Source organism: Streptomyces sp. NBC_01255, from assembly GCF_036226445.1.
GTDB lineage: Bacteria > Actinomycetota > Actinomycetes > Streptomycetales > Streptomycetaceae > Streptomyces.
Window position 1 is genome coordinate 58,754 of sequence record NZ_CP108474.1, and the last position, 21,863, is coordinate 80,616.

At 69.6% G+C, this 21,863-nt stretch carries 14 protein-coding genes; 8 read left to right on the forward strand and 6 right to left on the reverse strand.

Going from position 1 to position 21,863, the window contains the following annotated elements:
• Positions 1–227 precede the first annotated feature (227 nt).
• Positions 228–974, forward strand: a complete 747-nt coding sequence (locus OG357_RS00150; RefSeq protein ID WP_329619106.1) for an AfsR/SARP family transcriptional regulator — start codon at positions 228–230, stop codon at positions 972–974.
• A gap of 187 nt (positions 975–1,161) precedes the next feature.
• On the opposite strand, the gene OG357_RS00155 is transcribed toward OG357_RS00150, so the two are convergent.
• Positions 1,162–2,520 (reverse strand): activator-dependent family glycosyltransferase, encoded by a 1,359-nt coding sequence (locus tag OG357_RS00155; RefSeq protein ID WP_329619107.1) that lies wholly within the window; start codon positions 2,518–2,520, stop codon positions 1,162–1,164.
• A 201-nt stretch (positions 2,521–2,721) separates the two neighbouring features.
• Between OG357_RS00155 and rfbA the strand changes: the two genes are divergently transcribed.
• On the forward strand, positions 2,722–3,630 hold the full coding sequence (gene rfbA, locus OG357_RS00160; protein ID WP_329619108.1) for a glucose-1-phosphate thymidylyltransferase RfbA: 909 nt from the start codon (positions 2,722–2,724) through the stop codon (positions 3,628–3,630).
• Positions 3,627–4,607 (forward strand): dTDP-glucose 4,6-dehydratase, encoded by a 981-nt coding sequence (gene rfbB, locus OG357_RS00165; RefSeq protein ID WP_329619109.1) that lies wholly within the window; start codon positions 3,627–3,629, stop codon positions 4,605–4,607. The genes rfbA and rfbB overlap by 4 nt, the downstream gene beginning before the upstream one ends.
• Before the next feature lie 167 nt (positions 4,608–4,774).
• Here rfbB and OG357_RS00170 read toward each other — a convergent pair whose 3' ends face one another.
• Entirely contained in the window at positions 4,775–5,323 is a 549-nt protein-coding gene (locus OG357_RS00170) for an LmbU family transcriptional regulator (protein WP_329619110.1), read from the reverse strand.
• A 1,434-nt stretch (positions 5,324–6,757) separates the two neighbouring features.
• Here OG357_RS00170 and OG357_RS00175 point away from each other — a divergent pair.
• The 4 genes from OG357_RS00175 (at position 6,758) to OG357_RS00190 (ending at position 10,170) form a co-directional block, all read left to right on the forward strand.
• Entirely contained in the window at positions 6,758–7,558 is an 801-nt protein-coding gene (locus OG357_RS00175; RefSeq protein ID WP_329619111.1) for a thioesterase II family protein, read from the forward strand.
• A 183-nt stretch (positions 7,559–7,741) separates the two neighbouring features.
• Complete coding sequence (locus tag OG357_RS00180; protein ID WP_329619112.1) at positions 7,742–8,080, forward strand: sporulation protein; 339 nt, start codon at positions 7,742–7,744, stop codon at positions 8,078–8,080.
• Positions 8,081–8,335: 255 nt separating this feature from the next.
• Positions 8,336–9,322 carry an ATP-binding cassette domain-containing protein gene (locus OG357_RS00185; protein ID WP_329619113.1) on the forward strand — a complete coding sequence of 329 codons (987 nt, stop codon included), beginning with the start codon at positions 8,336–8,338 and terminating at the stop codon, positions 9,320–9,322.
• On the forward strand, positions 9,319–10,170 hold the full coding sequence (locus tag OG357_RS00190; protein ID WP_329619114.1) for an ABC transporter permease: 852 nt from the start codon (positions 9,319–9,321) through the stop codon (positions 10,168–10,170). Before OG357_RS00185 ends, OG357_RS00190 begins: the two co-directional genes overlap by 4 nt.
• A 134-nt stretch (positions 10,171–10,304) precedes the next feature.
• On the opposite strand, the gene OG357_RS00195 is transcribed toward OG357_RS00190, so the two are convergent.
• The 4 genes from OG357_RS00195 to OG357_RS00210 form a co-directional block, all read right to left on the reverse strand.
• The gene (locus OG357_RS00195; protein WP_329619115.1) at positions 10,305–11,078 is read right to left on the reverse strand and encodes an NAD-dependent epimerase/dehydratase family protein; all 774 of its coding nucleotides are present in this window, start codon (positions 11,076–11,078) and stop codon (positions 10,305–10,307) included.
• A gap of 41 nt (positions 11,079–11,119) precedes the next feature.
• Positions 11,120–11,704, reverse strand: coding sequence for a DUF1707 SHOCT-like domain-containing protein (locus OG357_RS00200; RefSeq protein ID WP_329619116.1), 585 nt, complete (start codon positions 11,702–11,704; stop codon positions 11,120–11,122).
• A gap of 74 nt (positions 11,705–11,778) precedes the next feature.
• Positions 11,779–19,839, reverse strand: a complete 8,061-nt coding sequence (locus OG357_RS00205; protein WP_329619117.1) for a non-ribosomal peptide synthetase — start codon at positions 19,837–19,839, stop codon at positions 11,779–11,781.
• 41 nt (positions 19,840–19,880) lie between these two features.
• The gene (locus tag OG357_RS00210; RefSeq protein ID WP_329619118.1) at positions 19,881–21,101 is read right to left on the reverse strand and encodes a cytochrome P450; all 1,221 of its coding nucleotides are present in this window, start codon (positions 21,099–21,101) and stop codon (positions 19,881–19,883) included.
• 318 nt (positions 21,102–21,419) lie between these two features.
• On the opposite strand from OG357_RS00210, the gene OG357_RS00215 reads away from it, so the two are divergent.
• Positions 21,420–21,857, forward strand: coding sequence for a YidB family protein (locus OG357_RS00215; RefSeq protein WP_329619119.1), 438 nt, complete (start codon positions 21,420–21,422; stop codon positions 21,855–21,857).
• Positions 21,858–21,863 lie beyond the last annotated feature (6 nt).

Below are 21,863 nucleotides of genomic sequence, written 5' to 3' on the forward strand. Positions count from 1 at the left end.
AACACGCATTAGGTAACCACGTCGACCTAATATCGTGTCAACCATGGCCGGACTGGCCGCTGGACGGCGAAGGTGTCCCGCCAACAGGACACCGGAGACGGGTTTCCATTGACTCACCGACCGGGGATGTGAGGTATGTTCAGGCACATCCACAGTTCATTCCGCCGCACCGCCTTCCACCTATCTTTATACTCCTTTCACCGCTCCAAGAAATAGGAGTTCACAGCATGCGGCTTGAGATCCTAGGGCCGGTCCGTGTCGCTGACGGAAATGCCATCAAGGCTATAGGGGCCCAGAAAGTCGAGATTCTGCTGGCGACTCTCGCCATCCGCTCCGGTCAGGTCGTCAGCGTCGACCAGCTCATCACCGAAATCTGGGGCGACGAACCGCCGCGCAGCGCCATCGGGGGCCTGTACGTGTATGTCTCCCAGGTCCGCAAACTTCTCCGCCGCCCCGGGGCGGCGGCAAGCCCCGTCGTCACCAATCCCTCCGGATACATGCTGACGCTGGGTCCGGGCGAACTCGACCTCCACGACCTCAACCGCCTGGTGAAGGAAGGCCGGGTCCAGCTCAGGAACGGTGAGCACGAGGATGCGGTCCGCAGTTTCGAGGAGGCGCTCGCGCTGTGTCGGGGGCCATTGCCCACTGCGGCACGCGGCCCGATCCTGCAGGGGTTCCAAGCCTGGTTCGACGAGATCCAGCTGGAGTGCCGGGAGGGCCAGATGGAGGCGCACATGGCCCTCGGGCACCACCGCGAGCTCGTCAGTGACCTCTACCTCCTCAGCACCGAGCACCCCCTGCGGGAGGTGTTCCACCGGCAGCTCATGCTGGCGCTTCATCGAAGCGACTGCCGGGGCGACGCCCTGCTCGCCTACCGTCAGGCCTGCCGGACCCTGCGGGAACAGCTGGGCGTGGAACCCGGCCCGGCGCTGAAGGACATCCAGCGTTCGATCCTGATGGACAACGGCCGCTGACCGGCCCCGGACGGCCTTGCCGGCCAAGGGGCGCCCCGCAGCGCCCGACCGGCGACCACCCCGGCACCGGCCCGGCATTGCCGCACCGCCACGCGAAGGGCCAGGCCGAACCCCTCGGCCGAAAGCTCCTGCGCGGCTGCCGCCTCGGTACCGGCGGTGGGGACACCTCTCAGCTACGGGAGACCTCTCAGCGCGGTCCGGAGCGGTCCACGATCCGCTCCAGTTCCCCGACGAGCTCGGCGGGTGACGGCTGTGCGGCCAGCTCCTCGCCGAGCCGCCCGGCGGCTTCCCGGAACGACGGCTCGTCCAGCAGCCGCAGCAGCTGCTCCCTCACCCGCAGCCCGTCCAGGTCCTCCGGGGCATCTCCCCGGATCCACAGGCCGGCCCCGGACTGCTCCAGCCGCGGGCCGCGCTCCCCGATATCGGGAATGGCGCTGCCGATCACCAGCTGCGGCACCCCCTGGGCGATCGCCTCCAGGAACCCGGGTACGCCGCCGTGGTGGATGACGGCCGAGCACGACGGGACGACGGCGTGCAGGGGAACGAACTCCACCAGCCTGGTGTTGGCGGGAACCCGTTCCAGCTCCCGCTGGAACTTCTCGGGCAGCGTCACCACCAGCTCGATGTCCAGATCGGCCAGCGAGTCCAGCATTCCCTGCAGCTGCTCCATGGAAATGGCTTGATGCCTCGCCGCCTGCTCCAGACTGAGTCCGAAGGTGGCCAGGACCCGCGGCTTGGCCGGTTCGCGTCGGGCCCAGTGCGGCACGACCGACGGCCCGTTGTAGGGGACGTAGCGCAGGGGAAGGTGCGGGGACGGGGACTCCAGCCGCATCGAACCGACCATCTGCTCGATCGCGAACTGCCCGGTCACCATCTCCTCGGAGAACTCGACGCCGAACTTCTGCGCCCACTCCCCCAGCCAGTCCGCCAACGGGTCCTCGCGGTCCTCGGGCGCCTGCTCCTCCCGTACCCGCAGGAAATGCCGGCGCATCCGGCCCACCACGTCGAGTTCGGTCAGCATGCGGCCGTGCGGCACTCCGACCGCCGTGGCGGCGATCGCGCCCGCGTGGCTCAGCCAGTCCCAGAGCACCAGGTCCGGCTGCCACCAGCGGCAGTACTCCACCAGTTCCTCGACCATCGCGTCGTTCATGGCCGCCTGGGTCCGCTGCGTCATCTGGTATCCCCACCGCAGGCGCTCCCAGGTGAGCTCCTCCTCGCGGTTCTCCGACAGGTCGGTCAGGAGGTCGCCCCGTTCCGCGAGTTCCTGGACCTTCGCCATCACTTCCGGAACCAGCAGCGCATCGAGTTTCTCCACGACCGGCTCGTCGGAGCCGACGGGTACCGCCGGCAGGCCCGAGGCGGTGACGGCGTCCGTCAGCTCCGGGCCGCTCACGACGCGGACCTCGTGCCCCGCCGACTGCAGCGCCCAGGCCAGCGGCACAAGGGCCTGGAAGTGGGACCGCCAAGGAATACAGGTGAACAGGATTCTCAAGCCGATCAGCCCCTTCATGAACTCCGCACCCACCTGGACACCGGAGACCCTCACCCGGCCACCTTGGGCCGATCTTGGCCCTCTCTTGGTGTCCCGGATCCGGGTGGCACACCCGAAGTCCCCTGCGCAGGCCCCGCCCGACTCCCGGTGCCCATCGCACTCCTCATCGGGTCAGCCCTTCCAAGACGCGCATTAGACCGGCTTTGGACGGTCCCCCGAAGATGCGGGAAACCGATCACGGGGGGCGCGGAGCGAATGAAAGGCATCATTCTCGCGGGCGGCAACGGCACTCGTCTGCAGCCCCTCACGTTCACGGCTTCCAAACAGCTCGCCCCGATCTACGACAAGCCGATGATCTACTATCCGCTCTCCGTGCTCATGCTGGCGGGCATCCGGGACATCCTCATCATCACGCGTCCGACCGACCTCCCCGCATTCCAAGCGCTTCTGGGCGACGGCCGGCGTCTGGGGCTGTCCATCGACTACGCCACGCAGGACAAGCCGCGCGGCATCGCCGACGCCTTCCTCGTGGGCGAGGACCATATTCGCGGCGAACAGTGCGCGCTGATCCTCGGGGACAATCTCTTCCACGGCGCCAACCTGCCCACTCTGCTGCGGCGCACCGCGCTCAAGATGGGTGGCTGCGTGCTGTTCGGCCATGAGGTGGCCGACCCGGAGCGGTTCGGTGTCGCCGAGATCGATTCGCGGGGCGAACTCGTCTCCATCGAGGAGAAGCCTCGCCGGCCGCGCTCGAACCTCGCCATCCCGGGGATCTACTTCTTCGACGCCCAGGTCACGGACATCGCCAGAGACCTGGAGCCGTCGGCCCGGGGCGAGCTGGAAATCACGGACCTGCTGCGCGTCTATCTGACGATGGGCACCGCCGAGCTGGTGTGGCTGGGCCGGGGCGTGACCTGGCTGGACACCGGCACCCATGAGTCCCTGCTCGAAGCAGGCACATTCGTGAGGGACACACAGCGTCGGCAGGGCACCCGGCTGGGCTGCATCGAGGAGATCGCCATGCACATGGGGTACATCGACCCGGACGACTGCCAAGCCCTGGGGGCGAGCATGGGCAACTCGCCCTACGGCGAATACGTCATGGAGCGGGCCCGCCTCGCCCGTGCGGGCATGCTGCCCCCGCTTCCTTCGGAGGAGCTGTGAATCTGCTGGTCACCGGCGCTGCCGGATTCATTGGCTCCGCTTATGTGCGGATGCTGCTCGCGGCCGACGCGACGCAGGGCTCCGGCGTGTCCCGGGTCACGGTGCTGGACAGCCTGACCTACGCCGGCAGCCTGGACAACCTCGATCTCGGCGATCCCCGGCTGACGTTCGTCCGGGGCGACATCTGCGATGCCCGCCTCGTCGACAAGCTGATGGAACAGGCCGACCAAGTGGTGCACTTCGCCGCCGAGTCCCACGTGGACCGCTCGATCGCCTCCGCCGACGCCTTCGTCCGAACCAATGTCACGGGCACCCAGACCCTGCTGGACGCCGCGCTGCGACACGACGTCGACCGCTTCGTGCACGTGTCCACGGACGAGGTCTACGGCTCGGTGGAGAGCGGCTCGCGCACCGAGCAGGACCCCCTCGACCCCAATTCGCCCTACGCCGCTTCCAAGGCGGCCTCGGATCTTCTGGCCCTGTCGTACCACCGCACCCACGGCCTGGACGTGCGGGTCACCCGGTGCAGCAACAACTACGGGCCGCGGCAGTTCCCCGAGAAGATCATCCCGCTGTTCCTCACGAGCCTGCTCGACGGTGGCGACGTCCCGCTCTACGGCGACGGACTGAACCGGCGCGACTGGCTGCACGTCGACGATCACTGCGCGGCTGTCGAGCTGGTCCGCACCGGCGGCGCTCCGGGCCGTGTCTACAACATCAGCGGCGGCATCGAACTGAGCAACCGTGAACTGACCGGCCTGCTGCTCGCGGCCTGCGGCGCGGACTGGGCACGGGTGCTCCATGTTCCGGACCGCAAGGGCCACGACAGGCGCTACTCGATCGACTGCACCAGGATCCGGACCGAGCTGGGCTACAGCCCGCGCCGCGACTTCACCTCCGGGCTGGCCGAGACCTTCGCCTGGTACCGCGACAACCGGGACTGGTGGGAACCGCTCAAGCGCCGGCAGACCACGTGAGAACGCGGGCCGGGAAGGCCGGGGCGGCGGTCGCAGGCCCCCTCGGCGGCCTACCCGCGTAGATGTCCACGACGACCACCGGCCCCGTGCCGGCTCCGGTGCGGCGTCCGTTCCTGTGCGGATGGAGACGATCCACTCGATCCCGGAACGTGAAGCCGCACCGGCGTCTACCCCGCCAAGATCTCTTCGGCCGCGCTGTCGAGCGTGACGAGCACCCACTCCTCGAGATCGATCCCCGCGTGCGATGCGGCACTGTGCCACCGCCGCATGTGGCCGACCGGAACGGCGAGCCGCTCGGTCGGTTCGGCGTCCTGGCCCTCGCCCGCGATCTCGTTCTCCTGCGCAAGACGCACGGCCTTGCGCAGCTGCTTGGTGCTCCACTCGTGCGCCTCGCACTGGTCGAGCCAGTGCTCCTGCTCCGCTATCGACAGCGAGGCCACCTCGGCATGGTGCTGAAAGCTGAGCGAGGCCCGTCGCCGGTCTATGGCGAAACGCCGGGCCACCCAAGCATAGTTACGCAGCGTCTGATACCGGAGACCGACAGTACGAATTCCCCGCTCGTAGCGATCGCTGTAGTGGTCCTTGCCGTATATGAGCCAGTCACCGAGCCACCAGGAAGAGGAATTTATGATTCCAGAAAGCCTTCTTCCGGTGTTCTCCCAGTTCTCGAAGGTCAGTCCGGCGGGGATCTGAAGGCCGACATTCGTCGTCAGCACCTGGCTGCGATGCGGACTGTCAACAGGCCCCCGCTGCTGCCCCACGACTGCCTCGACATCACTCTGGCGACGTAACGAGGTTCGTGGATCGGATCGTGATATAGCCATTTTCTTCCCCCTACCGAACGTTTACAGGCACGTGCGAGTCAGGTGAATCCCAAGCCGCGCTGGAACCAGCGACTCGAATGCATTCCAGCCTGGAGCGACCCCTTTATGACCTGGACAAGTAGAGCCCATGGGTTGTGTACCGGGCAAGGGCCCGTCTGACTTCGCCAGGCGGGGCGCCCCGGCATGATCGACTGGCCCGGACGGGCGCAACAGGAGCCCCACCCGCACGACCGGTACCACCCTGGACCGCCCTGGCCAGGGCGGAGACGCCGATCTCGGTGACTAGCTGACATTGCGTCAGCTGGCCGGATTTCGTGGCCACGGGCGCGACGGGCAGCAGGTGCGTCGGCGCGGCACGGCCGGTTGCCGGGAGCCATCGAATTTCCGCCACGGTGAGCGGTGCCAGGGCGCCGGAACCGTCTCCGCCGCCCTTCGGCCGCACTCGTTCTTCGCGGCCCGGAATGCCTCCTCGACCGCCCGGCGCATCCCGGCGATCCGCACCGGTCCGGCGACAGGAGTGCCGGCCGGCGCGCGGGCGGGGCAGCAGGCGAGCCGGCAGTCCCCCCTGTAAGCTCGCTCACCGGATTGGCGCCTGATCCTCGCGGCAGATGCGACTTCGGCACGCGCCTCCTCGCAGGCGGGCGGCGCCTTTCTGCTGCCGGGCCACCGGACCGTCCAGTTCCGCTGAATTCCCAGGGCCGGCGGACGCCCGTCTCGGGGAGCCTCGGTATCTCCCGTGCGGTCTCGCTGCCGCCCTTCCCCATGTACCGGGCTCTTCCTGTGACTGTCCAGTCGACAGGACAAGGCCGCGTCCTCGCAGTGGTGCAAAAGCTCGACGTGTCGGGTCTCGCCGAAGGTCCGCTCGATGACGTCCGGATGCCGGATCCGCTGGTGGCGCCCGAAGGGCAACGCCTCATGTCCGACCGGTACAGATCAGGGAACTGATGCCGTAAAGGAACGATGTCGCGGGCCGGTGAGCACTTCTCATCCACCCCATGGCGCGTGAAAATCGCGTCCGGAGGGCCGCCGATCGCATGCGGCACATGGGTGATCCGCTCCGAGCCGATCCTGCGTAAGCTGCTTCACGAGCAGGCACCAGCCGGCCGACTGCCCACGTCGCGAAGGAACGCACGCGGCCTCGGGGCCGGTCCCGTATGCCGGGTGCCGGACCTGTCACCGTCCGCAGGCTGCTGGACGATCAGCTCATTCCCCTGATCGGCGCGCTGGAGACGGCCCTGTGGCGCCTGAAGATCAAGAGCGGCTCGATCGGGTGACGATGAGAACTGCGCACCGGCCCGAATCCACCGACCGGAGAAGGAGCATGGAGTGACGAACACGCGCAGCCGAGGCGCCGCCGCCCGCGGCGGTTGGATACGCCAGTACCACACCCCGAGGGGCGATACCCCCACCCTCGTCTGCTTCCCGCACGCCGGGGGTTCCGCATCGGCGTACTTCGCCCTGTCAGCCGCCCTTTCCCAGGGAGCCGAGGTGCTGATCGTGCAGTACCCCGGAAGGCAGGACCGTCTGGACGAGCCCGCTCTGAAGGATCTGGGAGAGCTGGCGGACGGGGTTGTCGCGGCTCTGGCGCCCTGGACGGACCGCCCATTGGCGCTGTTCGGGCACAGCATGGGGTCCGTCGTGGCCTACGAGGTCGCACGACGGCTGGAGCGGGGACCGGGACCCGGTCCGGTCGGGCTCATCGTCTCGGGCAACACGGCACCGTCGGTCGAGCGGGACCAGGGCGTCCACCTGCTGGACGACGAGAAGCTCGCGGCATGGATGTCGGAGATCGCGGGCACGCCGCCGGCCGTGCTGGCGGACAAGGAGCTCCTGGCCACTCTTGTCCCCGCCTTGCGTGGCGACTTCACGGCGCTGGAGACGTACCGCGCCCCGGAGGGCGGCTCGGTCGAGTGCCCCATCAGCGGCTACGTGGGCGACCACGATCCGCATGTGCCGCGCGACGGCTTCCTCCAATGGGCGGAGCACACGACGGCGGAATTCACCGTCCAGGTCTTCGAGGGCGGCCATTTCTACATCGAAGACCAGGTGCAGGACGTGGTCTGGAGCATTCTGCGGGACCTGTCCGCCTTCGTCTCGCGGCGCCCGGCGCGAGGCTCCCTCGCCTGAGCGGGCCATACGGCCTGCCTGCGCGCGACGCGACCGGGCCACAAGCGATCTGACGGTCCATCAGTCGACTGCCGCCACCTCCCTGCGCCCGGCCCCCTGCTGCGCAGCCGATCCATCCGCGGCCCGCGCCGGGCACCCCCGCCTCCGCGATGCCGCCATACCCGTCGCACCCGGAGGTATCCGATGACCGGCTCAGACACACCGGACCGGCCCGTCCCGCAGGCGTCGGCCGTCTTCGGCGAACCCGTCACCAGCGGCGGGGTCACCGTCATTCCGGTTGCCGGATCGGCTTCGCCGGGGGCACGGGCCCCGAGGCCGCAGCCGTCGGAGCCGGCGCCGGCGAAGGAGGGGGGCGGAGCCGGCGCCCGTCCCCGCGGCCACATCGAGATCAAGGACGGCACCGCCACCTACAGGCCCTTCCGGGCCCCCTGGGTGAAGGCCGCCGTTCCGCTCGCCGCCCTCCTGGCCGGAGCCGTCGCCCCCCTGCTCGTTCGCCGCCTCGCCAGGCGCCGTCCTCGCTGAGCGACCGCAACGGCGACGGCGACGGCGACGGCGACGGCGAACCGGAGATCGACTCTCACGCACCGCCCTCCGGCACGCGCGCCGGCCGCCGGATGCCCGGAGAGTTTCGGCCAATCAAGACATATCTCGATGGTTGACACGCGTTATATCGCGTGCCACAGTCCGAGGACAGGGTTCGGCCGCAGGTACCCCTGTCCGGCCTGTGCTGCCGAATGCCCACACATGTCCGCGACCCTTTGACCACAGGAGCGCTCTATGCCAGAAGCCATCCATGCCGAGGGCCTGGTGAAACACTTCGGCGACGTACGGGCGGTGGACGGTGTCGACCTGAGCGTCGCCCAGGGAACCGTGCTCGGCCTGCTCGGCCCCAACGGCGCGGGCAAAAGCACCATCGTGCGGATGCTGACCACCCTGCTGATGCCCGACGCCGGCTATGCGACCGTCCTCGGAGCGGATGTCGTCAAAGACCCGGACACGGTGCGCCGCTCGCTCGGCATGGCGGGGCAGTTCGCCGCGGTTGACGAGTTCCTCACAGGGCGCGAGAATCTGCAACTGATCGGCCAGCTCTACCAGTTGAGGAAGCGCGACGCGATAGCCCGCGCCGAGGAACTGTTGACGCTTTTCGACCTCACCGACGCCTCCGGCCGAACGGCCAAGACCTACTCCGGCGGCATGCGGCGCCGTCTCGACCTCGCGGCGGCCATGCTCATGAAGCCGGCGGTGCTGGTCCTCGACGAGCCGACCTCGGGCCTGGACCCCACCAGCCGGCGGGTGCTGTGGGACGTCATCCGCGCGATGGTCGCCGAAGGCACCACACTCCTGCTGACCACGCAGTACCTGGAAGAGGCCGACCAACTCGCCGATTCGATCTGCGTCATCGACCACGGCGGCGTGATCGCCTACGGCACGGGTGACGAGCTCAAGGCGCGCGTCGGAAAGGACCGGGTCGAGATGGTCCTTTCCGAGGGCGAGGACCTCACCGGCGCCGGCCTGGTGATGGCCTCGGAGGGTCGGGGCGAGGTATCCATCGAGGAGCACACCCGCAAACTGATCGTGCCGGTTTCGGACGGTTCCCGCTCGCTCGGCGGCATCATCCGCAGGCTGGACGAGCTGGGCATTCCCTTCGACGACATCGCCCTGCGCCGTCCGACCCTGGACGACGTGTTCCTCTCCCTCACCGGTCACGCTACCGAGACCGGTCAGGACAGCGAGGACCCTCGAGTGAAGGAGACCACCGAGTGACCGTCCTGTCACCGCCCCCCGCCGTCCGGCCGCCCACCGGGGGCGCCATCGGCCAGTCCCTGCGCGACTCGTTCATCGTCGCCAAGAGCGGGCTGATCAGGGTCAAGCGCGCTCCGGGCATGATCATATTCATGCTGATCCAGCCGACCATCTTCATCGTGCTCTTCACCTTCGTGTTCGCGGGCTCGGTGAGCATCGGCGGCAGCACCGACCGCGCGGCGTTCCGCGAGTTCAACGTGGTCGGCATCATGGCCCAGACCGTCGTCTTCTCGGTCATCGCGACCGCCGCGGGCATCGCCGACGACATGCGCAAGGGACTTGTCGACCGGTTCCGCTCGCTGCCGATGGCACGCGGCGCGGTGCTCACCGGCCGCACCCTGTCCGACGCGGTGACGATCGCTCTCGTCCTGGTGGTACTGGGCAGCGTCGGAGCGGCAGTCGGCTGGCGCTTCCACGAGGGCATTCCCAAGATGCTGGCCGGCTTCGCGCTGCTGTTCCTGCTGGGATACGCCTTCACCTGGGTCGGCGCGCTGACCGGACTGATCTCACGCTCCCCGGAGACGGCCTCGTCGGCTCCCATGCTGTGGATCTTCCCGGTGTCGTTCATCTCCAACGCCTTCGTGGACCCCACCCAGATGTCCACCCCACTGCGGTACATGGCCGAATGGAACCCGTTCAGCGCCACCGTGCAGGCCGCCCGCATCCTGTTCGGCAATCCGGGTACCGGAGCGAGGGACGCATGGCCGATGCAGCACCCGATTGAGGCGTCGCTGATCTACTCGGTCATCATCATCGTCGTCTTCCGCACCCTGGCCGTGCGCAAATACCGGCGTACCGCCACATCCTGACGGGCGTTGCCCCGGATGCGGGTGCCGGCGAGTTCAAGGCAGAAGGGGCGGGTCGCCAGACCCGCCCCTTCTGCGTCGCATCGTTCGCGCGATCCCGTCCGGACGGCGAGGGCCGGGCCGCGGGAACCGCGGAGTCACTGATCTTCGGCCGGCCCCTGGGTGCAGTACGGCAGATAGGCGTCCAGCAGGTCGTCCAGGTAGCCCTGCGCGCTCCGCAGCCCCGGGCGGAAGTCCGGAATATGGGACTGGAGCCGGCGGATCGACACGCGGGTGACTGCCGCGTCGCCGGGAACGTACGTCCGCACCGCGCTCGTGCCCAGCCGCTTCTCGATGCCGTCCAGGATCGCCTCGACATGCTGCGGCGCCCCGGATGCCACATTGAGGACCTCGTCCCGCACACCCTGGCCGAGCAGTCGCCCGATGGCATCGACGAGGTCGTTGACGTCCAGCAGGTCCCGGTGGACGCCCTGCTGCACCCGCACGGCGCCGGCCCGTACCTGCCGCGTCAGTCCGGGCAGCAGCTGGTGAGACCGTTGGTGCCGGCCCACCGTGTGGCTCAGCCGCAGGATCAGATGCGGGACTCCCGACCCGCGGATCGCCGACTCGAGCGCCAGCTTGCTCCGGCCGTACGCCGATGGCGGAGCCACCAGGTGGTCCTCCTCGGAGCACGGGGCGCCGGTGGACCCGTACACCGCGAATGAGGCCGAGGAGAAGAACAGCACCGTCCTGTGCCGGTCCCTGCACTCGCGCAGCACCTCGCGCACCAGCTCGGCTTCCCGGGCGAACTCCGCGGGCGGGACGCCCGAATGACTGGAGACGCCGGCCGCGATCGCGGTGACCCCGGAAAACCGCTCCGTGAAAGCTTCCGAGAGATGCCGGGCGAGAAAGCCGTGGCCGATGATCTGCACGTTTTGCTCCAACTCTGCGGCTCGGGAACCCAGGAAGCAGATCAGCGCAGAAGCGCGTGACGAATCGTCAGTTTCCGCATGCTCACGGTCCCGTGGATCCGGATACGCAGCCGGCCGGAACCGGAGGACCGCCGGGGCTTGTAGGACAAGCCCTTCATCCCGGTGTTCATGTCCTCGACGTCGACGACCGAGTCGCGCGGCACGATGATCCGGACGCGTCCCACGCCGGCCAGGACCTCGAGGTCGACGACCGGATGCTCGATGACCGCCCGGGACAGGTCCAGGTACACCGTCGCGAGTGCCGATGCGACCGTGAGGTCCGCGGGCACCCTCCACCGGCCGCGCCGGACGATCAGCCCGCTCACCGCGGTGATCGTGGTCCGGTCGTCCGGGTTCTGTGCCGGGAGCCCCGCCACGGCCACATCGAGCTGGCCTCGCGTCGTGGCGCTCAGCGCCTGTTCGAGGCACTGGTCCAACTGCTGGTGCGTGAGCTGTCCCTTTGCGTACGCGTCCTTCAGTAACTGTGTGGCCCGGTCTCGGTCGTCGTCGCCGATGAGCGTATTCGGGTCCTTCGGCTGGGAAGCCATGTCCTCAACTCTCATGTCATGCCAGTGGATCACCTGCATCTTGCCAACAGCAGGCTCTCACCGCGGGGGAACGCCCCGGGCCGTCTCGGGCCCGGGGCGCACAATCGGGCGAATCAGGACCCGTCACCCGTGTCCCTCCGGCGCAGCCGCGGCGAGCGGGCCTTCGGAGCATTGTCGACGATGCGCGCCAGCGCCGCGACGTCGGGAGCTGCGTACACCTCGTTGATCAGCACCCTGACCCCCAGTGTTCTGCCGATCCGGCCGGTGAGGCCGGACGCCAGCAGTGAGTCGCCGCCCAGATCGAAGAAGTTGTCGCCGACACCCACCTGGTCGATGTGCAGCACATCCGCTATCAGGGCGCACAGCTCCTTCTCCGCCCGGGTGCGCGGCGGCGTGGAGTCCTGGCGGGGGCGGCCGGGTTCGGACAGCGCGTCCCGGTCCAGTTTGCCGTTCTGGTTGAGCGGCAGCGCTTCGAGCAGGGTGTAGGCGGACGGCAGCATGTACTCCGGCAGAACCTCCCGCAGGCTGGTGCGCACGTCGTCGAGCAGGGCGGCCCGGCCGGACCACCGTGGCGGGGCCGTGGCCGGCGTGGCTTGGGGGCCGGGGTCCGCGCTGCGGCCGTCGTCGCGCCGGGCGTAGACGTTGTAGAGGACCGTGTTGTGCAGCAGGCCGCTGTCCTGTTCGCACACGACCTCGAAGCCGTGGTCGGTGAGGAGCGCCTCGACCTGTGCCAGCCTGCCGTCGACGTCGTGGAGTTCGATGGCGAGCTGCCGGATCCTCGGCCAGTGCTCCGGGCGGATGCCCTTGAGGACCTCGTGTTCGGCGCCCTCCACGTCGATCTTCATCAGGTCGATCCGGTCGATGGCTTCCTGTTCGATGATCTCCGAGAAGGTGCGCACGCGGCAGGTGAACGTCCGGCTCTCGAGGCGGGACTCGACGACCTCGTCGATCAGGTCCTCCTCGGTGGCGCCGGGCCGCGCGCCGTCGGCCGGCTGCGCCTTGTTGCGCAGGTAGGCGCGTACCAGGTCGCGTGCCTCGGGCGCGGTGGTGGCACGGGTGGAGTTGACGGTGTTGTGGGGGTAGAAGGTGAAGGTCTCCTCCTGCTCCTTCGCCCCCAGTGCGCAGTCGAACAGCTTGGCGTCGATGCCGTGGAGCTCGACGTTGCGGCGCAGCGAGTCGTGCAGTGGGGGGAGCGGTTCGAAGGCGTAGAGACGGCCGTTCGGGTTGCGGTTCGACGCGAACAGGGTGAACAGGCCGATGTTGGCGCCCACGTCGACGATCGTGTCGCCGTCGTCGATGGTGATGCCGCCTCGCAGGTACTCCTCGCGTGTGAATATCTCGTCGTAGACGAAGTCCGTCTCGCTCTTGTTGTGGTGGAACACCGTCATGCCGTTGGGCAGTTCGCGGACCGGCGGGCGGGCGTCGCCGTCGGTGCGTTCCAGGCGGAGCAGTTCGAGCACCGCCGGTGCGCGGTCCGCGGCGGGGACGAGGTAGGCCACCAGTCGCTTGTCCCCGTCGCCGTAGTCGCGGGTGACGACCCGCGCGTCCTGGACGGCGGGGTGTTCGGTGAGCCGGGCCTCGATCTCCCCCGGTTCGATCCGGAACCCGCGGACCTTCACCTGGTCGTCGTTGCGTCCCAGGTACTCGAGGGTTCCGTCGGGCAGCCGCCGGGCCAGGTCCCCGGACCGGTACATCCGTGCGCCCGGCTCGCCGCCGAACGGGTCCGGAAGGAAGCGCTGGGCGGACAGTCCCGGGCGGTTGAGGTAGCCGCGTGCCACGCCCGCGCCGCCGACGTACAGCTCGCCGGTGACGCCGGCCGGTGTGGGGCGCAGGTACCGGTCGAGTACATAGGTGCTCAGGTCCGGCAGGTGCCGGCCGATCGGGCTGACGGCCCGGTCCGTGTCGGCCCCGGTCAGGTGGTGGTAGGTGGTGTGCACCGTGGTCTCGGTGATGCCGTACATGTTCACCAGCCGGGTGCGCCGGTTGGCCGGGCGCCGCATCCAGGGCTTGAGCAGTGTCGGGTTGAGTGCTTCGCCGCCGAACACCACCAGTCGTACGGCGTGCGCCGCGCCGGTCTCGCCCTGGGCGGCGGTCAGCTGGTGGAAGGCCGTCGGCGTCTGGTTCAGCACCGTCACACGCGAGGAGCACAGCAGCCGGTACAGATCCTGTGGGTTGCGGGCGATGTCCTGCGGCACGACGACCAGAGTGCCGCCGTGCAGCAGGGCGCCCCACATTTCCCACACCGAGAAGTCGAAGGCGAACGAGTGGAGCAGTGCCCACACGTCGTGCTCGTCGAAGGCGAAGTGGTCCCGTGTGGTGGTGAACAGCCGTACGACGTTGCGGTGTTCGACTGTGACGCCCTTCGGGGTGCCCGTGGAGCCCGATGTGTAGATGGCGTAGGCCGCGTGGGCGGGCCGGACGCCGGTGTCCGGCAGGTTCTCGGCCGGGAGGCCGCTCCACCGGTCGGCGTCCGCGCGCACGTCGAGGACCGGGACCGGCGGTATTGCGGGGTCCGGGTCGGCCGGGGTGTCGGTCAGCAGGAGGTGCGGTGCGCTGTCGCGCAGCACGAGGGCCACCCGTTCGGCGGGGGATGCGGGGTCGATCGGCACATACGCGCCGCCGGCCTTGAGTACGGCGAGGACGGCGATGACCAGATGCTCGGTGCGCTCCAGGCGCAGCGCGACCAGGGTCTCCGGCCCGACGCCCAGGTTCCGCAGGTGACGGGCCAGGCGGTTGGCGCGTGCGTTGAGTTCCCGGTACGACAGGCTGTGGTTCCCGGCGGTGACGGCGACCGCGTCCGGGGTGGCGGCGGCCACGTCCTCGAACCATGCGTGGATGCACCGGTCCGGCGGTTGTGCTGCCGGCTCGTCGTTGCGCTCGGCCAGGACCTGGCGGCGTATCTCGTCGTCCAGGACGGGCAGTTCGAGGGTGGGGCGCTGGGCGGCCCGGTCGGAGTCGAGGGCGTCGGCGAGTCGCGCCACCGAGGTCTCGAGGTAGTCGATGACGGACTGCGGGTCGTAGGGCAGGCCGGCTCGCCCTTCGAGGGTGAAGCGTCCGTGGAGGTCGCTGATCGCCACTTCCACGGGTTCGGCGCGTTCGTCGTCCGCGGCATTCCCGTTCGCGTGCGGGCCTGGGAAGTCGAGGATCGTGCGGGGCCGCGGGGGGTGTGCGGGGTGGCCGGATCCGCGCAGGTGCCGGTCCATGGTGTGCACCAGGTCGCGCGCGCTCATCGCGGTCAGGTCGACTCGGACGGGCCGGTTCTCGCCGAGTGCGGTGCTGCCGAAGCTCACGTCCGCGCGTCCGCTGAGCATCGACACCGTCAGGGCCCAGCCCGCGTGGAAGAGCGCCGCCGGGTGGGTCCGGAATTTCTGCGCGTACGTGCGGACCCGTTCGCCGAGGTGGGGGTCCAGCGCTCGGCTGTGGGCACTGGGCCCGGTGTCCTCGTCGGCTGTCAGTTCTCCTGCGGGCTCCTGGACGACGAGGTCGCCCAGCGGGGCCCGTATGTCTGCGGCGATCCGTTGGAGAACCCGCCCGTACAGTGCGGCGACTTCCTGTGCGTAGTCCTGGTCGAGGAGCTGGCGCTGGTACTGGATGTTCAGCTGTAGCCGGTCACCGTCGGGGTGGGCGAACACGGTCACGGGGAAGTGGCTGAGGGAGTGCAGGCCGATGCTGGTGACGGCGAAGCCCGCCGCCTCGGCCGCCTCGGCCGCGGCCTGTCTGTCCAGGGGGAAGGACTCGAAGCCGATGACGGTGTCGAACAGTGTCGGCAGTCCGGCGGCGCTCTGGATCTCGCCGAGTCCGCAGGGAGGGCGGACCAGGAGGGTTCCCTGGCGTTGCTGCAGCTGTTCCAGCAGCTGTGCGGCGGTCTGCTGCGGGTCGCATCGTATGCGTACCGGCACGGTGTTGATGAAGGTTCCGACCATGCGGTCGGCGTCGACGAGCTCCGCGGGCCGCCCTGCGACCGCGGCTCCGAACACGACGTCGCGGTGGCCGGTCAGATGGCTGAGGACGACGGCCCAGGCCCCCTGTACCAGGGTGTTGAGGGTGACCCCGATGTCGGCGGCCCGGTCCGGCAGTGCCAGGGCGGCGGCGGCCGGCAGGGGGACGTCGATGCGGTCGGTGCCTTGCGCCGGGCCGGCGGGAGGGGTGCCGGCCGCGAGCAGCGTCGGTTTGGTCAGGCCGGCCAGCTCGCCCGCCCATGCGCGGGCGGCTTCCTGTGTGTCCTGCCGGTCCAGCCAGGCGAGGTACTCGCGGTAGCTGGGGGCAGGTGGCAGCGCTGCGGCGCTGCGGTCGGCGTAGAGCCGCAGCAGGTCCTGTGTGAGCAGGGGCAGGCACCAGCCGTCCAGGGTGGCGTGGTGGGCCGTCAGGATCAGTACGTGAGCGTCCTCGGCCAGGGTCAGCAGCGACATGCGCAGTGCCGGTGGCAGGGCGAGGTCGAAGTGGATCGTCAGGTCACTGGACAGGAACTGCCGGTATGCGCTGTCGCGCATGGCTTCGGCGAGGCTGCTCAGGTCGAGGTACTGCCAGGGCAGCTCGACGCCGTCCACGACGAACTGGACGAGGGTGCCGTCGGGTCCCGGGGCGTAGGCGGCCCGCAGGCCGGGGTGGCGGTCGACGAGGGCCTGTGCGGCGGTGCGCAGGCGTGTGGGGTCGATGGGCCCGGACAGGTGCAGGGTGTACTGGACCTGGTAGGTGTCGACCTCGGCGGATGTCTCGTGTTCCATCAGCGAGTGCACGAGCAGTCCCTGCGGAAGCGGTGCGACGGGCCAGACGTCGGACAGGCCCGGATAGTGCTGCTGCCAGTCGTCGAGTTCCTGCTGGGTGATGCCGGGCAGGAGTACGTCCGACGGTGTCAGGCCGCCTGCGCCGGTCCGGGCGGTGTGCCGGGAGATCGCGTCGAGCGCCAGGGCCCACAGATCTGCCAGTTCCTGCACGTCGGCGGTGGTGAGGGCGGTTGGGGAGCCGGTGAACACGGCTTCGAGGCGCGGGCCTTGGGGGGTGTCGACCACGGCGGTCCGGACGGCGAGGTCGGCGTCCGCGGCGGCGTCCGGTGCCGTGGGCACGGTCCATCCTTCGGCCGGAGTGAAGTGCGCACCGGGCAGGTCCGCGGCGGGGGCCGGGAATCGGCCCAGGTGGGCGAAGGAGATCCGGCCGCCCGGGGACCGCTTGAGGACGGCTGCGGTCCTGGGGTTGAGGTGGCGCAGGAGGCCGTAGCCGATGCCCTGGTCGGGCAGGGCGCGCAGCTGCTCCTTCACGGCCTTGACGGCGGTGCCCGCGGCGGGTCCGCCGGCGAACGCCTCTTCCAGGTCGACTCCGGTCATGTCCAGGCGTACCGGGGTGGTGGCGGTGAGCCGGCCGACGGTCCGGGACAGATCGGCCCCGGTGGCGTCGGCTGCCGGCCGGCCGTACTCGTCCAGGCGGATCAGGGCTGACGGCGTGTCGGCGCCGGATGCCGCTCGGCGTTTCGCCAGGGTCATCGCGAGCGCCGTCAGCAGGCCGTCCTCGACTCCGCAGCGGAAGGCGGACGGGAGAGTGGTCAGGAGGGTGTCGGTGAGGGGGGCGGGGAGCAGGATGCGGGCGCCGACCGGTGCGGGGTGGGTGTCGTGGGCCGGGTGGGGGTGGCGTGTGCCGACGGCCGGGTCGGGCCCGTCGACGGCGGCGAGCCACGTGTCCAGCTCGGCCGCGCGTGCGGGCCGGTGTGCCTCCAAGGTCAGGGCGCGGGCGGCGAGCGGCAAGGGTGTGGTGACCGGGGGCAGTTCGATGGTGCGGCCGGTGCGGAGCTGTTGTCCGGCGGTGGTGAGGTCGGCGAGGAGGATGCGCCAGGAGTGGGCGTCCACCAGGAGGTGGTGCAGGACGATCAGCAGCCGCCCCGCTTGGCGGGTGCCGGTGTCGAACCAGGTGAACTGCGCCACGGTGCCGGCTGCCGGGTCCAGCCGGGCTGCGGCGGCCTCGAGTTCGCTCTGCGTCAGGCGCTTCCACTCCTCGGCCCGGTCGGTGCCGGCGGCGGCTTGCCAGGGGGTGTCCGCGGCGACCCGGCGGATCAGGGAGTCCGCGGCCACCGAGCCGGGCGGGGCCACGACGAGCCCGCCTGCGTCGGATTGCGTCACGCGGACGCGGAGCATGTCGTGGTGGTCGATCAGCGCGGTCAGGGTGGTGGCCAGTGCGGTGCGGTCCATGCCTTGGGGAAGGTTCAGGAGTATCGCCTGGCAGTGTCGCGCGGAGCGGGGCCCGAGTTCGTGCAGGAGGTGGGTGGCCGGGAGGTGCGGCAGTCGCCCCGCTCCCCCGTCGGCACGTTCCGTGGCAGGGTCGGGTTGTGCCGCGCTGATCGCGTCGGCGAGAGCGGCGACCGTGCGGGACTCGAAGATCTGCCGGAAGGAGACCTCCAGTCCTCGTGCCCGTGCCTGTGAGGCGACGCGCATGGCCTGGATGCTGTCTCCGCCCAGCGACAGGAAGTCGTCGTCGATGCCGACGCGGGCGAGGCAGAGGACCTCGGCGAAGGCGTCGGCGAGGTGCTCCTCGGCCGGGGAGCGGGGCGGGCGGTAGTCGGCCCCGCGGAACTGCGGCCGGGGCAGTGCGGCCCTGTCGGCCTTGCCGTTCGGCGTCAGCGGCATCTCGTCGACGACCATGATCGTTCCGGGGATCATGGCTTCCGGCAGCCGCCGGGCCAGGAATGCGCGCAGCTCGGCCGCGCCGAGTCCCGGCCCCAGGGTGAGCTGCCCGGCCCGGCCGGCAGGCCCGTCCCGGTGGGTCTGCGTGTCGGGCGCCGGCACCACGAAGCCGACCAGGTGTTTTGCCCCGGTGTCGGTGTCGTGGACCACGACGGCGGCCTGGCGCACCCTCGGGTGTGTCGCGAGGACCGCCTCCACTTCGCCGAGTTCGATCCGCTGTCCGCGCAGCTTGACCTGGCCGTCGCTGCGGCCCAGGTATTCCAGCTGTCCGTCGGTGCCGACTCGGGCCACGTCGCCGGTGCGGTACATCCGCCCGCCCGCGGGGCCCAGCGGATCGGCCAGGAACCGCGTCGCGGTCTGGGAGGGGCGCCCGAGGTATCCGCGGGCCAGTCCCGGGCCTGCGAGGTACAGGTCGCCGGCCTGGCCGTCGGCGACCGGTGTGAGGTCCTCGCCGAGCAGGTACGTGCGGGTGTCCGTCATCGCGGTGCCGATCGGCACCTTACCGTCGCGCAGCGGTCCGGCGAACGTGGCCCACACGGTGGCCTCGGTGGGGCCGTAGGCGTTGAACAGTCGTCGTTTGGTGCCCCATTCGGCCACGAGGGCGGGGGTGCTCGCCTCCCCTCCGACGACCAGGACCCGTAGGTGGTCCAGGGAGGCGGAGGTGCCGGTGGGCAGGGTGGCCAGGACGCTCGGCGGCAGCGTCGCATGCGTGACCTCGCGCTCCGCCAGGACCTCGGCCAGCTCCTCGCCCACCAGTTGTTCCTGCGCCGGGAGGACGAGCAGGGCCCCTGTGGTCAGAGCCGTCACCAGGTCCCACACGGACATGTCGAAGCTGAGCGCCGCGTACTGCAGCACTCGGGCGCCCGTAGCTGTGCCGAGTTCTCCGACCCGCACGGCCTCGGCGCGCAGTGCGGCGAGCCCGAGGTGCGTCACCGTCACTGCCTTGGGCCGGCCTGTGGAACCCGAGGTGTAGATGACGTAGGCGGTGTTGGCCGTGCTCAGCGGCGCGAGGCGGTCGGAGTCGAGGGGGTTCGTCTCCGGCGCGCCGCGCCGGTCGGCCGCGGTCTGCGGCGCGTCGACGGCCAGGACGTCTGCATCGAGCCCTGCGGGCAGCCGGGCGGCGGCGGTTCGTGTGGTGAGGACGGCCGTCGGTGCGGCGTCGGCTGCCATGTAGGCGATGCGCTCGGCCGGATGGCCCAGGTCGAAGGGCAGATAGGCTGCGCCGGCCTTCATGATGCCGAGCAGCGCTGCGATCTGCTCGGCCGAGCGCTCCATCGCCACGGCCACCGTCTGCTCCGGGCCGATGCCGCGGCCGATCAGCCAGTGCGCGAACCTGTTCGCCGCCGCGTTCAGCTCCCGGTAGGTCCACAGGGTGCCGGCGCACTCGACGGCCGGATTCAGCGGCATCTCCTGGGCCCGTGCCTCGAACAGCTCGGTGAAGGTGGCCGGAGGAACACCCGTCCCGGCGAACGGCTCGTCAGCGGACGATCCTCGTGGGTCGCTCACGGATTCTCCAGAGTCTGGGGACGATGAATGGGGATCGAGGGCTACCTGGCTGACCTCAAGGAGACCGGCAGACTGCTGTATCCGTGGAGGAAGTTGGAGTGGATGGGCCTGGCCTCGCCGTTCGGCACGGCCTCGGCGACATGGGTGCGCAGGGCGCAGAGCATGGCGGCGATCTCGGCCCGGCCCAGGTGGGCGCCGGGGCAGAAGTGCGGTCCGTAGCCGAACGCCACATGCTTGTTGGGAGTCCGGCCCAGGTCGAAGGAGCCGGGGTCGGCGAAGAGGTCCTCGTCGTAGTTGGCGGAACTGTTCCAGAGCGTGACGACGTCGCCGGCACGAAGGAGGCGACCGCCGATCTCGACGTCCTCGAGGACGCGCCGGCCGAAGTGCATGGCGGGGCTGGCCCAGCGCAGCACCTCTTCCACGGCGCTGTCCACGCTGACTTCCCCCGAGGTGAGCCGCCGCCACTGCTCCGGGTGCTCCATCAGCGCCCGCATGCCGCTGATCATCGAGAGCCTGCTGGTCTCGTCGCCGCCGATGATGATGCTGTAGCAGTTGAAAATGATCTCTTGTTCGGTGAGCGGCTCGCCGTTGATCGTGCTGGTGGTGAGGATGCTCAGCACGTCGTCGCGCGGGTCCTTGCGCCGTACCGCGGCCAGCTCCGCGAAGTAGAAGAGCAGTTCGTTGCGGGCGACGACCGCCTCGTCCGCGGAGCTGCCCTCGTCCTCGGTGCTGAGCGCCTCCTTCGTCAGGACCAGCAGCTCGTCGCGGTCGCCGGCAGGGACCCCCAGCAGGTCGGCGATGGTGGCCATCGGGATGTGCTCGGCGACGTCCTTGGCGAAGTCGCAGTCGCCGGCCTCGACAGCGTGGCGCACCAGCCGGTCCGTGCGCTCGCGCACTGCGGCGAAGACCGGTTCGAGCACTCGGGGTGCGAACGCCTTCAGCATCAAGTTGCGCAGTTCACGGTGGCGTTGGCCGTCGGTGACGGCAAGCATCTTGCCTGCGGCGGAGTCTCCGCCCTCCAACAGGGTCGCCAGCACGTTGCCGGACTCGGAGGTGAAGCGCTTGTTGTCCCGGTAGACCTCCATCACGTCGTGGTAGCGCGAGAGCACCCAGAAGCCGGGCACGGCACGGCCGTCCACTTCGTGCCAGTGGACCGGACTCGCCGACCGGAACCGGCTCCACATCTCCACGAGTTCGGCACGGGGCGCGAGGAAGGTCTGCGGGTCGGTAAGGTCGGCGCACTCAACACTCAGGGTGGTCACGATTGTTCTCCGGCCCTTTCCTGGCACTGGGAACTCACAACGGTTTTCTGAGGTTCGCTGACGATGCGCGACAGCTACGCGGACTGTAACGCAGCCGGCCCCGGACTCACCGGCCCGGATTCGCCCGGCTCTCACCTTGTCCGGTCGCCAGGACAGACCTTGTGTATCGCGGAATTCGTCCGGGGCGTGCGCAAGGGGCGGCGGTCTCAGCCTTGTCGGGCAAGACCCTCAGTGGGACCATTGCCGGGTGGTCAACCGCCCGTTCAATGGGCTAGTGGATTTCTCCGAACCGCCCATTTCGAACTCTATGGAGTCTACGTGACCGAGAATCTGTCAACCCCTGCCGGCCAGGGTGCTGAAGGCGCGTCGGTAAATCTCGACGGCTATTACTGCGTCGCTGTGCTGCCCGAACCGGGTGTCGCTCAGACGAGTGAAGAGGCGTTCGCGAGAGCCGAGTCGCAGGGGCTCATGATTCCGCTGACACAGGTGTACCAAGCGAAGTCGTGGGTTTCAACCGGTGCCAACACGCCGCTTCTGCGCCAGGACGTGGTCAACGGGATAGGCCTGGACAACCTGGAAGCGCTGGCCGAGGCTTCGGGGATTTCGGTCGACGATGTCGTTGCCGAGGCAATGGAGAAGCTGCCGGCGCTTGTGGACGGGGCTTCTCCGGAAGGAACGCTGATCGTCGACTCCGAGAACCCGCCGGCGGTCGGTCTGGGTATCGCGAGGATCGTCCTCGCGAAGGTCTCCGAGTAGCGCGGG

Coding starts and splice junctions, on each gene's coding strand:
- OG357_RS00200 (WP_329619116.1), bottom strand. CDS start 11,704: ATGCAGGTGATCCACTGGCATGACATGAGAGTTGAGGACATGGCTTCC.
- OG357_RS00185 (WP_329619113.1), top strand. CDS start 8,336: ATGCCAGAAGCCATCCATGCCGAGGGCCTGGTGAAACACTTCGGCGAC.
- rfbA (WP_329619108.1), top strand. CDS start 2,722: ATGAAAGGCATCATTCTCGCGGGCGGCAACGGCACTCGTCTGCAGCCC.
- OG357_RS00180 (WP_329619112.1), top strand. CDS start 7,742: ATGACCGGCTCAGACACACCGGACCGGCCCGTCCCGCAGGCGTCGGCC.
- OG357_RS00150 (WP_329619106.1), top strand. CDS start 228: ATGCGGCTTGAGATCCTAGGGCCGGTCCGTGTCGCTGACGGAAATGCC.